The sequence below is a fragment of the Shewanella sp. AS16 genome (genome assembly GCF_021412365.1).
In the GTDB taxonomy this organism is placed as follows: domain Bacteria; phylum Pseudomonadota; class Gammaproteobacteria; order Enterobacterales; family Shewanellaceae; genus Shewanella; species Shewanella salipaludis.
The window spans coordinates 746,353-762,601 of the sequence record NZ_JAKCLK010000003.1 but is presented as its reverse complement, the minus strand read 5'-3'; the positions used below and the strand labels follow the sequence as shown (position 1 = coordinate 762,601).

Annotated in this window: 9 protein-coding genes; 5 read left to right on the top strand and 4 right to left on the bottom strand. The window is 54.6% G+C overall.

All coding sequences use genetic code 11. The features are described 5' to 3' along the window. Window positions 1-9: 9 nt before the first annotated feature. Entirely contained in the window at window positions 10-3,435 is a 3,426-nt protein-coding gene (locus LZP73_RS11945) for a chromosome segregation protein SMC (RefSeq protein ID WP_234235216.1), read from the bottom strand. Between the two features lie 197 nt (window positions 3,436-3,632). Between LZP73_RS11945 and cysZ the strand changes: the two genes are divergently transcribed. Continuing rightward, window positions 3,633-4,418 (top strand): sulfate transporter CysZ, encoded by a 786-nt coding sequence (gene cysZ / locus LZP73_RS11940; protein ID WP_234235215.1) that lies wholly within the window; start codon window positions 3,633-3,635, stop codon window positions 4,416-4,418. Between the two features lie 63 nt (window positions 4,419-4,481). Here cysZ and LZP73_RS11935 read toward each other — a convergent pair whose 3' ends face one another. Together LZP73_RS11935 and LZP73_RS11930 are read right to left on the bottom strand one after the other, a co-directional pair. Beyond that, window positions 4,482-5,603, bottom strand: coding sequence for a beta-ketoacyl-ACP synthase III (locus tag LZP73_RS11935; RefSeq protein WP_234235214.1), 1,122 nt, complete (start codon window positions 5,601-5,603; stop codon window positions 4,482-4,484). Window positions 5,604-5,758: 155 nt separating this feature from the next. Next, entirely contained in the window at window positions 5,759-6,832 is a 1,074-nt protein-coding gene (locus LZP73_RS11930; protein WP_234235213.1) for an RDD family protein, read from the bottom strand. A gap of 264 nt (window positions 6,833-7,096) precedes the next feature. Between LZP73_RS11930 and cysK the strand changes: the two genes are divergently transcribed. Continuing rightward, complete coding sequence (gene cysK / locus LZP73_RS11925) at window positions 7,097-8,065, top strand: cysteine synthase A (protein ID WP_234235212.1); 969 nt, start codon at window positions 7,097-7,099, stop codon at window positions 8,063-8,065. 907 nt (window positions 8,066-8,972) lie between these two features. Beyond that, window positions 8,973-11,870, top strand: a complete 2,898-nt coding sequence (locus LZP73_RS11920) for a TonB-dependent receptor domain-containing protein (RefSeq protein WP_234235211.1) — start codon at window positions 8,973-8,975, stop codon at window positions 11,868-11,870. 321 nt (window positions 11,871-12,191) lie between these two features. Here LZP73_RS11920 and yfbV read toward each other — a convergent pair whose 3' ends face one another. Continuing rightward, complete coding sequence (gene yfbV, locus LZP73_RS11915) at window positions 12,192-12,635, bottom strand: terminus macrodomain insulation protein YfbV (protein WP_234235210.1); 444 nt, start codon at window positions 12,633-12,635, stop codon at window positions 12,192-12,194. A 190-nt stretch (window positions 12,636-12,825) separates the two neighbouring features. On the opposite strand from yfbV, the gene ackA reads away from it, so the two are divergent. Continuing rightward, window positions 12,826-14,025, top strand: a complete 1,200-nt coding sequence (ackA, locus tag LZP73_RS11910; protein ID WP_234235209.1) for an acetate kinase — start codon at window positions 12,826-12,828, stop codon at window positions 14,023-14,025. A 78-nt stretch (window positions 14,026-14,103) separates the two neighbouring features. Then, entirely contained in the window at window positions 14,104-16,245 is a 2,142-nt protein-coding gene (gene pta / locus LZP73_RS11905; protein WP_234235208.1) for a phosphate acetyltransferase, read from the top strand. Window positions 16,246-16,249 lie beyond the last annotated feature (4 nt).

The window sequence follows — 16,249 nt, the reverse complement described above, 5'->3', positions numbered from 1 at the left end:
TTTCTGAGATTATCCCGCGTCGGCCAAGGCCAGCGCTTCCTCTATATCCACAGCGACTATACGCGACACCCCGGGTTCGTGCATAGTCACGCCAATCAATTGATCGGCCATCTCCATAGTGATCTTGTTATGGCTGATGTAAATAAACTGCACACTCTGGGACATTTCCTGCAACAAGCGACAGAAGCGCTCGACGTTGGCATCGTCCAGTGGTGCATCGACTTCATCCAACATACAAAAAGGCGCCGGATTGAGCCTGAAAATCGCAAAAACCAATGATAAAGCGGTTAACGCCTTTTCTCCACCGGAAAGAAGATGAATAGTGCTGTTCTTCTTTCCCGGTGGCTGCGCCATTATGGTCACCCCGGTTTCCAGCAAGTCGTCGTCGGTCAACGCCAGATAGGCATGGCCGCCACCGAAGACCTTGGGAAACAAACGCCCCAAATCCTGGTTCACAGAATCGAAGGTCAGCTTGAAACGGCTGCGGGTTTCCTTGTCTATCTTGCGTATCGCCTCTTCGAGGGTCGCCAAACCTTTGGTTAAATCTTCATCCTGGCTGTCGAGATACTGCTTGCGCTCACTCTGCTGCTCAAATTCCTCGATGGCCGCCAGGTTAATCGCCCCCAGGCGCGCTATCTTGGCCCTGAGCTTGTCCAGACGCTGTTGCCAGCTGTCCGGGGTGGCCTCTGCCGGGATAGTGGCCGCCACAGGGTCGAGTTGGATCTCGGCCTCCTGTAACAGCTGCAGCTGGCTCTGTGCCTGCCCCTTCAAGCCTTCATGACGTAACTTTAACGTGCTCAGGGTTTGAGTCAAGCCCTCTAAGCGACCAAGTTCTTGTTTTTGCTTTAAACCCGTGCCATCGAGCCCTTCCTGTACCTGGGCTTGCCGCAGACGAATGGCCTGCAGTTGTTGCTGTTGGCTCTCTTGTCTGGCCAGCAACAGCGCCAAGCCCTCCTGCAGCTGGGCGGCATTCTGCCCCCCCTGCTTGCTTTGCTGCGCCGTCAGCTGCCCCTCGAGCTGTCGCCGGCTCTGCAGTGCTTCCTCCACCCTCTGGCTCTGCTGCTGCACTTGCTCGGCGGTCACCGCCAGCTTCATGGTCAGGGTCTGCTTCTGGGCCGCCTGCGCCTGGCGCTGCCTGGTCTGCTCATCCAGCCTGGCCTTGAGATCCCGGCTCTGGCTACTGGCCGTCTGCGCCTGTGCCTGCAATTGATGTTGCAGCTCTAGCTGTGTATCCAGCTGGCGGCTCAGGTTCGACTCCAGCTCGCCCAAGGCCTCGAGCCCTGCTTGCTGCTGTTCTATCTCAGCCGCCGCCGCCGCCAACAGCCTGCCGAGCTCCTGTTGACGCCCGCTGCGCTCGGCCATCTGTTCGGCCAGGGTCGTGCGCTGCAGTTCCAGGGTGGTCTTTTCCAACTGGAGTCGATGCAGCCGCTGCTGGCCCTGCAGCAATCCCTGTTTATGCGCCGTCAGCGCTTCGCCCAGACGGCGCATATCCGCCTGCAGGCTCGCGGACCTTGCCTGGGCTTGGCTGATGTCGCAGGTCAACCGCTCCTGCTCCTTGCTCAGCTGCACCAGTGACTGGGCCCCCTCCGTCTTGGTCAGCAGGAAGCCATGCCCCAACAGATAGCCATCGGCTGTGACTATCCGCTCGTGGGCAGCCAAAGTCGGCAACAGGCCCCGTGCCGCAGCCAGATCATTGGCCCAATGCAAATGCTTGAGCCAGGGGCTGAGATTGACTGCGGCGCCCAGATAGGCCTGGTCACCCTCGGATTGGGCATCATAGGCCATGGACTCGAAGCCTGGCTCGTCGCCGCTGACCCCAAGTTCGCGAGTCAAGAGGCCATCGAGCACCAGCTCGGCGGCCTTTTCCCAGCCATTGGCGACCTCGAGCCGCTGCCACAGCTGAGGCCTGTCCGACTCAGTTGCGCCCGCAGCCAGCCATTGGGCAATCAGCTCGAGTCTGGCCTGCATCGCCGCCAGGCCCTGACTCGCCGCCTCGGCGCCCTGGCGCATCTCCTCCAGCGCTTGCTCACCCTCCTGGCATGCCTCTTCGAGGGCGAGATTACGCTCGCGCTGCCAGTCGAGCTCGGCATCCAGCTTCGCCAGCCCCTCATCGAGCAATGCCGGGTTATCCCCCTCTGCTCTGGTTTCGAGTGCCTGCAACTGCGTCTGCTGGGCGTCGCTCTGGGTCTGTTTATGGGCCAGCACTTGTTCACAGTGGCCCAACTTGTTGCGGGTCAGCTCCAGCTCGAGCCTGGCAGCCGAGACCCGCTCATTTGCCAGCCCCAGCGCCTCGGCCTGGGCTTGCTGCTCCCCTTGCTGCTGCTCCCATTGGGCCTGCAATTCATCATGGGCTTCCTCGGCCAGCGCCTGTGCCGGTGCCAGCGCCGCCAACTCGGCGGCAATGCCTTGACTGTCGGCTTGGTATTGGGCCAACTTGGCTTCATGGGCGAGGAGCCGCTCCGCAAGCTGGCTCAACTGAGCTTGCTGCTGGGCATCGCGCTGCTGCTGGTTCTGGAGCTGCTGCTCCAGGGTCGCCAGCGCCGTGCCCGTCTGATAGTAACTTTCGACCCCGGTTTGTTCCTGCTGCGACAGCTCAGCCAGCAGCACTTGCTGCTCTGTCAGTTCCAGCTGTATGGCTTGAAGCAGCGCATGACCTGCCTCTATATCCAGCTCCAGGGTCTGAATCTGTGCCTTGAGCCCCGCCATCTGGGTCTGCAGTTCCTGGTAACGCATCACCAGCAACTGCCCCTGGGTCTCACGCTCGGCCTGCTTCAGCTCGCGGTATTGCTTGGCCGCCTGGGCCTGTTGCGACAACTTGGCCAGCTGCTGGCCAAGCTCGACACGTATGTCACCCAGACGTTCGAGGTTTTCCCTTGTGTGACGAATGCGGTTCTCCGTCTCCCGCCGCCTTTCCTTGTAACGGGAGATGCCGGCGGCCTCTTCGATGAAGATCCGCAGCTCCTGGGGTTTGGACTCGATCAGCCGAGAGATGGTGCCTTGTTCTATGATGGCGTAACTGCGGGGACCCAGGCCCGTGCCCATGAAGAGATCGGTAATGTCTTTACGGCGACACTTCTGGCCATTGAGGAAATAGTTGGATTCGCCGTCCCGGCTGACCTGACGCTTGACCGAAATTTCCTGATAGGCGGCATATTGGCCCGTCAGGCGTCCCTGGGTATTTTCAAACACCAACTCGACCCCGGCAACCGACACGGGTCGCCGGCCACCCGAGCCGTTGAAGATCACATCCGTCATGGAATCGCCACGCAGGTGTTTGGCCGAGCTTTCGCCCAGCACCCAGCGCACCGCGTCTATGACATTGGACTTGCCACAGCCGTTGGGGCCTATGATGGCGCTGAGGGCATTGATGAAGGGGATCTTGGTGCTATCGACGAACGACTTAAAGCCAGCAAGTTTTATTAGTTTTAATCTCATGGTGCCAGTCGGGTCGCCTCATGGTCCATGCCATGATATGTCAGAATTGAGCCGGTGCGGCTATGGTGGCAACTTTAACAAAGCGGGCCGCATTTTGTAACGTTTTTTATTGGTTTAGCCGGGTTTTCCCCTTGTCATTCGCAGCCGGCTTGCTCACAATCGGGGCATGTTATGGATTACCCGAAGGATTTTTGCTTATGGCTTCTGCCTTATCGTCCCCAGCCGCAAATGCCAGGAAAAGCGGCGTCAATTATTTTCTCTATGGTTTTAACCTGATCAAGCGCCCGGGGCTGCGCACCTTCGTCTTCATTCCACTGATGATTAACCTGCTGCTATTTGCCGGCGTCATCTATGCCGCGCTCGGGCAGTTGGAAGTCTTTTTCGACTGGGTTAACGCTCAATTACCCGATTACCTGAGTTGGCTCAACTTCCTGCTGTGGCCCCTGGCCGTGGTCACCATGCTGGTGTTGCTGTCGTTCGTGTTCAGCTCAGTGATGAACTGGCTGGCGGCGCCCTTCAACGGCCTGCTGGCGGAAAAAGTCGAGCAATTGCTGACGGGCAAGCCCCTCAACACAGGCACGACTGTGGATCTGCTCAAAGATTTACCCAGGGTCCTGGGGCGGGAATGGCTCAAGCTCAAGTATTACCTGCCACGGGCGCTGCTGTTCCTGTTGATCTTCTGGATCCCCCTGGTCGGCCAGACTCTGGCGCCCGTGCTCTGGTTCCTGTTCAGCGCCTGGATGATGGCCATCCAATACTGCGACTATCCGTTCGACAATCACAAGGTGACCTTCAAGGACATGAAGTTCGCCCTGGCCCAGACCAGGGGCACCAGCTTCAGTTTCGGCGCCGCCGTGACTGTGTTTTCCATGATCCCCATAGTCAACTTCATCGTCATGCCGGTCGCCATCTGCGGCGCCACCGCCATGTGGGTCGACAAGTATCGCGAGGTGTATCGTCACCCTGAGATAGCCCCGGACTAGCAGGTTAAGCAAACATAAAAACGCCTGCTGTCGCAGGCGTTTTTATTGGCTCCAGCTATCGGCTCAGCACTTTTGCAAGATCAGGCTGCCTATGGAATAACCGGCACCGAACGAGCATAGCAGTCCGAGATCGCCGGCGGCGAAGTCATGCTTATACTTGTGGAAGGCGATGACAGAGCCGGCCGAAGCCGTGTTGGCATACTCGTCCAGCACTACCGGCGCCTGCAGCGGCGCCAAAGCATCGCCGAGCAACTTCTTCACCACGAACTGATTCATGTTGATATTGGCCTGGTGCAACCACAGCCGCTTGAAGTCCTTGGGCTCCAGGCCGGCATCGCCCAGTTGTCGTTCCAGATGTTGATAGATCAGCGGCAACAGCTCCTTGAATACCTTGCGCCCCTGCTGATGGAACAGCTTGTCGCCGTTATGGGCATTGGCGGGATCGCAGCGGTTGAGGAAGCCGAAGTTGCTGCGGATATTGCCCGAGTAGTGGGTGAAACAGCGGCTGCCGAGGACGCGGAACGCCTGGGGCGAGCGCGTCAGCGCTTCCTGCTCCAACACCACAGCCGTGGCCACATCGCCGAAGATGAAGTGGCTGTCTCTGTCGCGGTAATTGACCTGGGCGGAGCAGATCTCCGGGTTTATCACCAACACCCGCGCCGCGGTGCCGCTCTCGATGGCGTTCATCGCAGATACCATGGCGAAGGTCGCCGAGGAACAGGCCACCAGCATGTCGTAGGCGAACCCCCGGGTGCCGAGCGCCCGCTGAATTTCTATCGCCACCGCAGGATAGGCTCTCTGGGTATAGGCACAGGCGACGATGACAAGATCTATCTGCCCGGCCTCGAGCTTGGCTTCATCCAATGCCATACGTGCCGCCGCCACACCCATCTCGGCCTGCATCGACAGGCTATCGGCGCTGCGCTCGGGGATCAGCGGCATCATGACTTCGGGATCCAGTATGCCCTCCTTGACCATCACATACCTGTGCTTGATCCCCGAGGCCTTCTCGATAAACTCACTGGAACTGTAGCTCAGGGGTGCCAGGTGCCCCTGGGCTATCAGGCCGGCATTTTCACTGTTGAAGATATCGACATACGCATTGTAACTGTCGACCAGCTCCGCATTGGCAATGCCATGGGGCGGGGTAAACAACCCACTGCCAGAGATGACCACCTTATTCATACTCGCTCCAAAATCCATACGCTGTTTGTTACATTGTCGTTTGTTACATTGTCGTTTTTACATTGTCGTTTTTACATTGTCGTTTTTACATTGTCGCCGCGACTCTCTGCCCACCACAGGATGCGCTTCACTAAATGTACTTCACAAGATGCGCTTCACACAGGATCCATGGCATCGACCGCCATCCCCGCGGGGATCTTCTTGGGTTTGGTCAGGTCGATCACCACGGTAGCGGAAATCTTGTCCTGGATCGCCTGGCGGTTGGCGTCCCAATATATCTGCAGGAACCCCAGCAAACCCGTGGCGAAACCGGCACCATAACCGCCATAACGGCCGAAGGCGGCCCAGAGGCTGATCTTGCTGCCATCGAGTTGAATGACCCTGATACGCAATAGCTTCTTGCCAAGAGTCTGACCGTCGAACCAGGCGGTAAACACGGTAAAATAGAAGGCCGACCAACCGAAGCCCAATCCCAGATCGTTCAGTACCCCCTTGGCCCATTCGAGCAAACTGTATTTCGGCTTGGCCTCCTTGTCCCGCATGAGGCTTTTTGCCACGGCCGGGTCAGGCACACTATCCCCAAGGTCGCTGTCGCTGTCGGTGCCAACCGCCGCCTCTTGCACCGCATCCGACGGGGTCCCTTTCCCGGCATCGAGCTCCAGCCCCACGCTCTTGGCCAATGACGTCAATTCCCCCTCAGGCAGTGCCAGATCTGCAATCACATCGCGCAGTATCTGTTTCTGCTCCTTGGGCGACAGGCCCGATGCCTTGAGTTGGCTATCCAATGATTTTACCTTATCCGAGGCACATTCGGCGGACTCACAGCCGGCCAGCGCCACTATCTGGGGGAGGAGTTTCAGGCTGGCCACTCCCGTCAGCGCCGAAGTCTTGGGCTCATGCTCAGCCGGTGGGGCATCTTTTTCGAACACGGCTGTGGTGAGGACCCAGAGCAGCCCCAGCAACATGACGACGTACATGCCCCACTTGAAAATCTTGCCCCATTGGTGGTTACGGCGCTGGATCAACAGCGTCAAGGCCACCAGCAGGATGAACATCCACCCAGCCTCATCGGCCATGACGGCAATCAAGAAACCGTCTATGGTCATCGCCAGTGCGCGTTTCAAGGGGGTCGCTAACGGGGTATAGAGAATATTGTCTGCGATCTTAAAGGCATAGGGCGTCACCAGGGTCTTGGGATCTGTCGCTATATCGGGTGCCAGCTTCTTCATCTTGATAAGTTGTCCATTACGAATCATTGGGCTATGTTGCTAACAGGAAAAAACCGGAATTTTCCCGCCAACGGTTAGCTCAATTACGCCTAACTTCAGTGATTAATGCAAGCGTTAAGCCGCCTGGGACGATAGCGTCACGGGAGTTACGAATAATAACGGTATTTTTAATAACAAAATGGAATAATGAAGAACAAACAATCACTTCTAAAAGCCGCAATGCAGATTATGATTTAACTGAGAAACCATAGGAGCACGTAATCCATGAGTAAAATTTTCGAAGATAATTCATACACTATTGGCAATACCCCCCTGGTACGCCTCAATCGCGTCAGTCAGGGCAAGGTACTGGCGAAGATCGAGGCCCGCAATCCCAGTTTCAGCGTCAAGTGCCGTATCGGCTCCAATATGATATGGGATGCTGAGAAAAAAGGTTTACTCACTAAAGAGCAAGAGCTGATCGAGCCAACGTCAGGTAACACAGGCATAGCCTTGGCTTACGTCGCCGCCGCCCGTGGTTATAAGTTAACCCTCACCATGCCCAATACCATGAGTCTGGAACGCCGCAAGCTGCTCAAGGCACTGGGCGCCAACCTGGTGTTGACCGAAGGCGCCAAGGGCATGAAAGGTGCCATAGACAAGGCCGAAGAAATTCGTCAGTCGGCACCGGAAAAATACGTCCTGCTGCAGCAATTCAACAACCCGGCGAATCCGGAAATTCACGAGAAGACCACGGGGCCAGAGATCTGGAACGACACGGACGGTGAAGTCGATGTGTTTGTCGCAGGTGTCGGCACAGGCGGCACCATCACAGGTGTCAGCCGCTACATCAAGAATACCAAGGGCAAGGCCATTACCTCGGTCGCCGTCGAACCTGCCGACTCCCCGGTTATCGCCCAGACCCTGGCGGGGCAAGCCATTCAACCCGGTCCCCACAAGATCCAGGGAATAGGCGCAGGCTTCATTCCTGGTAACCTGGATCTCGAAATGGTCGACAGGGTCGAAGCCGTCACCAACGACGAAGCGATCGAGATGTCGCTGCGCCTGATGAAAGAAGAAGGCATACTGGTCGGCATCTCTTCGGGTGCCGCAGTGGTAGCCGCCAATCGCATCGCCGCCCTGCCCGAGTTTGCCGACAAGACCATAGTGGTCGTCTTGCCATCGGCGGCCGAACGTTACCTCTCCTCCGCGCTCTTCCAAGGCGAGTTCGGTGAGCAGGAAAACGTGCAATAACCCGCTTGCATCGACCCACTTGGATAATATCACCCTGCTGCGGCAGGGTGATTGCAAGGCGCGATTGCTGACTTTTCGGCCACTCTGAGCATGGTCTTGCTGCCTCATTCACTGATTTGTAAATCTCCCAGCTTCAATCCCCCCCTCCATCAGGCATTCTCCTGAGTTATGAGCTAACAAATGTTCCATGCGCTCAGCTCATCAAGCAAGCTACGCTTGCCCTCCATAGTTATACGGGTTGGGCAAACATCAACAATGCTTCTTGCCTTATTCATTCTTTTTAACGGCACCCAGCCCTCGAACTCAGATAATAAGCACAGCGTCAGTGGTTGAGCGACAGAGGCGGCCAGCTGTCGATGGGGCTGCCGTGAGTTCAAGGATAGCTTCCCCTTTTCGGCGCTTCACGATATGAGTATCGGCTGAATTCCGGTTTAGTGGGCTCATTTATTATCCTGGGTGAATGCTATTTTTGTATGAGTCTAAATTTAGCGGCAATTAACGCAAAACTAAAAATAAATAGAATGCCGAACCGTAAATAACCCTTAAGGATTAAATAGCACGCATGATGGTAATTATCGTGGGATTTTCAATGCTAACCAATACAATTGTAAATATTAATTTTCCCAGATACACACCAAAAAATGAACCAAGCAACATGAGAAACATAAATGCAACATTCATATCATTGTCCAACAGAGATAAACAGCCGGAATGTTTCAAATATGTTGCAATATAATTTAAATCCAATCTACAAACTGACATGAAAAGCATAAAAATGTTCATGACAGAGCTATTGCAAAGACTATTTCCGCATGCTTATATCTGCGTCGCAGTTTTAATTATAATTACGTTACGGCTTTCATATAATTAATTGCATAAAAAAATACTATATTCCAGGGAGCATATCATGCAAGTAAACTCGATATTAACCAAGGCTATCCGCTTTGCGTTGGTAGGCAGTGCAGTAACAGCAACAATGGGCATATCCGCCGCATACGCTGCAGATCAAGGCGATGCCTTAGAGAAACAGGAAGTAGAAAGAATATCTGTCACAGGTTCGCGTATCATTCGCGAAGGCGCAATAGCACCAACCCCGGTAACTGTTATCAGTGGTGAAGAACTTCTGTCAACGGGTGTAACAAATATAGGTGAAGCCTTAAACCAATTACCTGCATTGGGTAGCACTTACTCATTGGCAAACTCTGGACGTTTCATAGGCACTTCAGGTTTGAACCTGTTGGATTTGAGAAATATGGGCACAGCCAGGACGCTGGTGCTGGTCAATGGAAAACGCCACGTTTCTAGTTCAGCAGGTACTTCATCAGTCGATGTAAACACTATACCAAGTGTCTGGATTGACAAGGTAGAAGTGATAACCGGTGGTGCCTCTGCAATATACGGTGCCGATGCTGTTACTGGGGTAGTAAACTTCATTCTAAAAAAAGATATCAATGGTCTGGAGGTCTCGGCAACTAAAGGATGGGCCGGAGACAGTCCTCATAGTAAAGACCGTTTCTCCCTGTCATACGGCACTGATTTCAATGAGGGTAAAGGCAATATAGCCTTGGCTGTCGAATACAGCGCCCAAGATCAGTTAAAAGCATTTGATCGTGATCAGACGTCCACCTCTTTCAGCAGTTTGAAAAACACCAACCGTCCCAAAGATGCCGACGGAAATTATATCGATTCAAATGATCCCAATGACCCGGACAAAATATATACTGCCAATGCCGGCCATTACAGTATCAGCAATGCAGGTACATTCAACTTAGATGGCTGGAAGACGTTTAATCCCGATGGCTCGCTACGGGACGTCTATCGTGGCACTAATATTGATGGCATCTATTGTAGCGATTGTGATTTCACTAACCTCAATCAATTTGTTGAGCTTCAACCTGAATTCAAGCGTTACAACTTCAATTTAAAGACCAACTATCAAATCAACGATGATATGAATGCATACTTTGAAGCTAAGTATGTGAACAGTCAATCGACTGATGAGGGGCAGCCAGCCTTCTTCTTTGGAAATCCAGACAACACAGTCAAGATTGACAATGCTTTCATCAATCCAGAGCTGGTCGCCTTGATGCAAGCTCACAAAGATAAGGACGGCAATCCGGCGCCATTGGACTCGATCAACATTCGTCGCTTCATGACAGATTTGGGTGTTCGAATTGAAGACGATACCCGTGAAACCCAACGCTATGTGTTGGGTCTTGAAGGCTTAATGGGTGAAGATTGGAATTACGATGTATACGCAGTGTATGGCCAAACTGATTTAGAAAGGGTCAATAAAAATAACTTAGTGAAAGCTAATTATAGGCATGCTCTGGATTCAGTACGAGTCGATGGCGTGGCCGTGTGTCGAGACGAAGAAGCGAGAAAAGCTGGCTGTGTGCCTGTTGATATTTTTGGATTCGGCCGCCCGAGCCAAGAAGCCATTGACTACATTAACACAATCTCAACTGGCACTTCTGTCATCAAGCAGACAGTTCTCGGTGGCTCACTGACAAATTCTGCATTGTTTGAACTGCCGGCGGGTATGGTAGGTGTATCTACCGGTATAGAGTACCGCAAAGAGCAAAGTGAAGTCTTCGAACCAGATAATGCAGAAGGAACATTTTTCAATGTTCTGGGAGAGGACAAAGGTGATTTCGACGTGAAAGAAGTCTTTGCCGAAATAAACCTGCCATTGCTAGCCGATCTGCCGATGATCCGCCAGCTCGACTTGGACTTAGCCGTTCGCTTCGCCGACTACAGCACTATCGGCAATGCCACTACCTGGAAAGCGGGTTTAAGCTGGGAAGTCAATGACGAACTGCGTGTTCGCTCAACCTATGCAGAAGCCATTAGAGCGCCTAATATCAGCGAATTGTACGGTGCCGCAAGCCAAGACTTCTTTAGTGTCAAAGATTCTTGTCGTACCAAGTATTTGGACGAGCTTGCACATCCTGAAGTACGCAAAGACAATTGTGCCAGTTTGGGTGTCCCAGCTGATTTCAATTCAGATTACGACTCTAAGAAACTCGAAGGCGTGAGTGGTGGTAACAGAGATCTTAAGGCCGAAGAATCGACAAGCTACACAGTGGGTGTCATTTACCAACCCAGCTTCATTGAAGGTCTGTCTATATCGACCGACTATTGGAATATCAGTATCGAGGATTCAATCAGTTCGGTTGCAGCTCAAGATATCATCGATCGTTGTGTAGATTCATCAACAGGTATTGATAATGAGTATTGCCGTCTGATCACTCGTGACCCTGCGAGTCACGAGATTACGTCAATCAAGCAGTTCTCACTTAACATTGCTGCACTCGAAGCAGCAGGTATAGATTTAGATATAGGTTATAACTTTGAAGGCTTTGGCGGCGACTTCAAAACAAACCTGATTGCCACCCGTCTGTTAAAACGCAAGGACTTCTCATTCCAGGATGAGCCGGATACCTTCGAAGAGAACGCAGGTACAGCTGGATATGCCAAATGGCAAGCCAATTGGACACTGAATTATTCAATCGACAATTGGAGTGCAAATTGGCGTACTCGCTTCATAGAAGGTGTTAACCTCTACACCAGCAGGGAGTTGGAGCGCAATGCAAACCCAAGCAGCAATCTCGCCTACGGTGATTATTTCATCAGCGATGTTGCTGTCGCATATGACTTCGATTCGGGTATCAGTCTGAAATTTGGCATCGATAACCTATTCGATCGTGACTTACCCTATGGCGCCAAGGGCACAAATGTCGAATCTGCCGGATATGACAACATAGGCCGTTTCTTCCACACAACGGTTAGTTTCAAATTCTAACCCAATGTCATACTGTGACAGCTGTACGGGGAAATCGCAGAGAAAAAGCTTCAATGCAGAGATATAGCTGAAGTGTTGTAGCTGCGATAAGAGCCATGTTGTTGCAAATTTGTCTTGAAAAACACGGTATCCTCGGATGCCGTGTTTTTAATTTATCTGAAAGCCAAAAATACCAAGGGGGGCAAGTTATAAAAGGTCAACCATCAGCACGAAGAGCATTCCCGCCGAACCGTGGCACTCCGGACAACATCGGCGCCATATCCAGCCTGATGGGCATAAGGGTTAGTATGAGCCAGGGCTCACACGCCCTCATAGGCTCAATTACAACTCTTCCCAATAAGCGGCTTCCAGTCGTTCGAAGGCCAATTTCAAGACTCGGGCCATGTCCAGGTAGCAGGCCCGCCCGCCCAATGGCCGACTCTCTATGCCCTGAGCGCTGAGTCTACTGCTGAGCTTGTTGGTCCAATCGAACAGGGTCAGAGGTAAGGGATGGCGGGCGCGCCACCCCAACCACAGCAGGCCTTGCAGCGGCAAGCTGATGAAGAATAAAGCCAGGGTCAGGGCCTGGGGTAAAAAATCCCAGCCAAAGAAGTAGAGCTGGCTCGCCAGGGTCAGGAGCGCCAACACAGGCATGCAGACCAAGGCGAGCCGGGTCGCCCGCACCACCCGGTATTCGGGAAAATAATGCCCCAGTTGTCTCACCATGGGCCAGACTTTCATATAGCGACGACCATCGCCAAGGGTTTTGAGGACTCGGATGCGCAACTAAGGCTCCTACGACAAGCTGACTATAAGGCTTACCTTAGCACAATTGCCGATATTGCCCCAAGCTAGGCGACAGCCGACGTTAACTTGGGAACTGAGTTACAGAAATAACACGGGATTGTGGCGGCCTGGGCGCCGGAAACGGTATCATCCCCATAAACGATTCATATTAAGTTAAAAGGGGCAAAACATGGCCAACAAATTGGTATTGGTACTCAACTGCGGCAGTTCATCGCTGAAATTTGCCGTCATAGAGGCCCAATCGGGTGAAGATTTCATCTCGGGTATGGCCGAATGTTTCGGGCTGGAAAATGCCAAGATCAAATGGAAACTGCAGGGGGTTAAGCAGGAGTCCAGGCTGGCGCCTTTCAGCGCCCACCGCGAGGCGGTCGAATTCATCGTCAAGCAGATATTGTCGCAGCAACCCGAATTGGCGGCCCAGATCCAGGCCATAGGTCACCGCATAGTGCATGGCGGCGAGAAGTTTACCCGCTCTGTCGTCATAGATGATGCGGTGATCAAAGGCATCGAAGATTGTGCCTCGCTGGCACCTCTGCATAATCCGGCGCACCTTATCGGGATCCGTGCCGCCCAAGCCTCCTTCCCCGACTTGCCCCAGGTGGCGGTATTTGACACCGCCTTCCACCAGAGCATGCCGGAGCATGCCTATATCTATGCCCTGCCGTACAAGTTGTATCGCGAACATGGCATTCGCCGTTACGGCATGCATGGCACCAGTCACCTGTTCGTCAGTCGTGAAGCGGCCAGGCTGCTGGGCAAGCCTCTGGCACAGACCAATCTGATCTGTGCCCATCTGGGCAACGGTGCCTCAGTCACTGCGGTCAAAAATGGCAAGAGCGTGGACACCTCCATGGGGCTGACGCCACTGGAAGGCCTGGTGATGGGCACCCGCTGTGGCGATCTCGACCCTTCGATCATCTATCACCTGGTGCATCAACTGGGTTATACCCTGGATGAAGTCAACAGCCTGCTGAACAAGCAGAGCGGCCTGCTGGGCATTTCCGAGCTGACCAACGACTGCCGCGGCATAGAAGAAGCCATGGCCGAGGGCCATAAGGGCGCCACCTTGGCATTGGAGATCTTCTGCTATCGGCTGGCGAAGTATATCGCCGCCTATACTGTACCACTGGGACGCTTGGATGCGGTGATCTTTACCGGCGGCATAGGCGAAAATTCGGACATCATCCGCGAAAAAGTACTGAACATGCTGGCTATTTTCAACTTCGAGGTAGATAACGAGCGCAACCTCGCGGCCCGTTTCGGCAAGGCCGGCATCATCACCAAGGAGCAGGGGCCCGTCGCCATGGTGATCCCGACCAACGAGGAATGGGTCATCGCCGAAGATGCGATCAAGCTGGTTCAGGCTTGAGCCCCGGGGCCAACATGGCCCATACAGATGCACAATTGCAGCCCTGCTGCCAAGTAATCACAGATATCAGAGGTTCTTATGTCCCGCCATATCATGTTAATTCCCACCGGGGTCGGCGTTGGCCTCACCTCCCTGAGCCTGGGCATGGTCCGGGCGCTGGAGCGCCACGGGGTTAAGGTACAGTTCTTCAAGCCTATTTCTCAGCAACGCGCCACAGATACCGGCCCGGAGCGCTCGACCACCATCTTGCGCCAGTCGCAGACGGTCAATCCACTCGAACCCTTCAGCATGGCCCACGCCGAGGCGCTGATCCGCACGGATCAGACGGATGTGCTGATGGAGCAGATCATAGAACGTAGCGCCGAATGTGCCGCCAACACAGAGATCCTCGTCGTCGAAGGCCTGGTGCCGACCCGGCATCACCCCTTCGCCCGCGACATCAACTATGCCATCGCCAAGGCGATAGATGCAGACGTGATCTTTATCGCCACCCCGGGCAACGACAGCTCCACCGGCCTGATGAACCGCCTCGAAATTGCCTATAACTCCTGGGGCGGCAAGAAGAATAAACGCCTGATAGGCGCCATCATCAACAAGATAGGCGCACCTGTCGATGATGAAGGCCGTGCCCGCCCGGATCTGTCGGAAGTGTTCGATCACCAGGAGACCCAACGTCCGGATACCGCCGGCATGTTCCAGCTGCCGGGCAAGAGCCCCTTGAGGATCTTGGGTACTGTGCCCTACAACCTGGATCTGGTCTCGCCCCGGGCCTCGGATCTGGCCCAGCATCTCAATGCCCGCATCATCAACGCCGGCGAGATGGACACCCGCAGGCTGCGTAAGGTCACCTTCTGTGCCCGCAGCATTCCCAACATGGTCACCCACATCAAGACAGACTCGTTGCTGGTCACCTCGGGAGATCGCTCGGACGTGATAGTCTCCGCCTGTCTGGCGGCCATGAATGGGGTCAAGGTCGGTGCCCTGCTGCTGACCGGCAGCTATGAGCCGGAGCCGGAGATCCTCAAGCTATGCGAGCAGGCCTTCGAGACCGGTCTGCCTGTGTTCCTCATAGACACCAATACCTGGCAGACCTCGCTCAACATCCAGAGATTCGATCACGAAGTGCCGGTCGATGATGCGGTGCGCATCGAACTGGTACAGGAATACGTTGCCAGTCATATAGATCAGAGCTGGATTGAAGGGGTGACCAAACACTCACCCAGGGAACATAGGCTGTCACCGCCGGCATTCCGCTACAAGCTGACCGAGCTGGCCCGCGCCGCCCGCAAGACGGTCGTCTTGCCCGAAGGCAACGAGCCCCGTACCGTCAAGGCCGCCGCCATCTGTGCCGAACGCGGCATTGCCCGCTGCGTGCTCTTGGGCAACAGAGACGACATACTGAGGATCGCCGCCCAACAGGGCGTCACCCTCGGCGATGGCGTCGACATCATAGATCCCCTGGATGCCCGTGAGCGTTATGTCGAGCCCATGTTGGAGTTGAGGCGTCATAAGGGCCTGACCGAAGTCGTCGCCCGTGAGCAGTTGGAAGACAATATGGTGCTCGGCACCATGATGCTGGCGCAAAACGAAGTCGACGGCATAGTGTCAGGGGCCGTCAATACCACGGCCAACACCATACGCCCGCCGTTGCAGTTGATCAAGACGGCGCCTGGCTCCAGCCTGGTATCGTCCATCTTCTTCATGCTGATGCCGGATCAGGTCTTGGTCTACGGTGACTGCGCCATCAATCCGGATCCCAACGCCGAACAACTGGCGGATATCGCCATTCAATCGGCCGAGTCTGCCATGGCCTTCGGCATAGAACCCAGGGTGGCGATGATCAGTTATTCGACCGGCACCTCGGGCACAGGATCGGATGTGGATAAGGTGCGCGAGGCCACCCGTATCGCCAAGGAGAAACGCCCGGATCTGGTGATCGACGGCCCGCTGCAATATGACGCCGCCGTGATGCCCAATGTGGCGCGCTCCAAGGCCCCCGACAGCCCGGTCGCAGGTAAGGCCACGGTATTCGTATTCCCGGACCTCAATACGGGTAACACCACCTACAAGGCGGTGCAGCGCAGTGCCGAGTTGATCAGCATAGGCCCCATGCTGCAAGGCATGCGTAAACCCGTCAATGATCTGTCCCGCGGCGCCCTGGTGGACGATATCGTCTACACCATAGCCCTGACCGCCATCCAGGCATCGCAGAGCTCATAGCCGC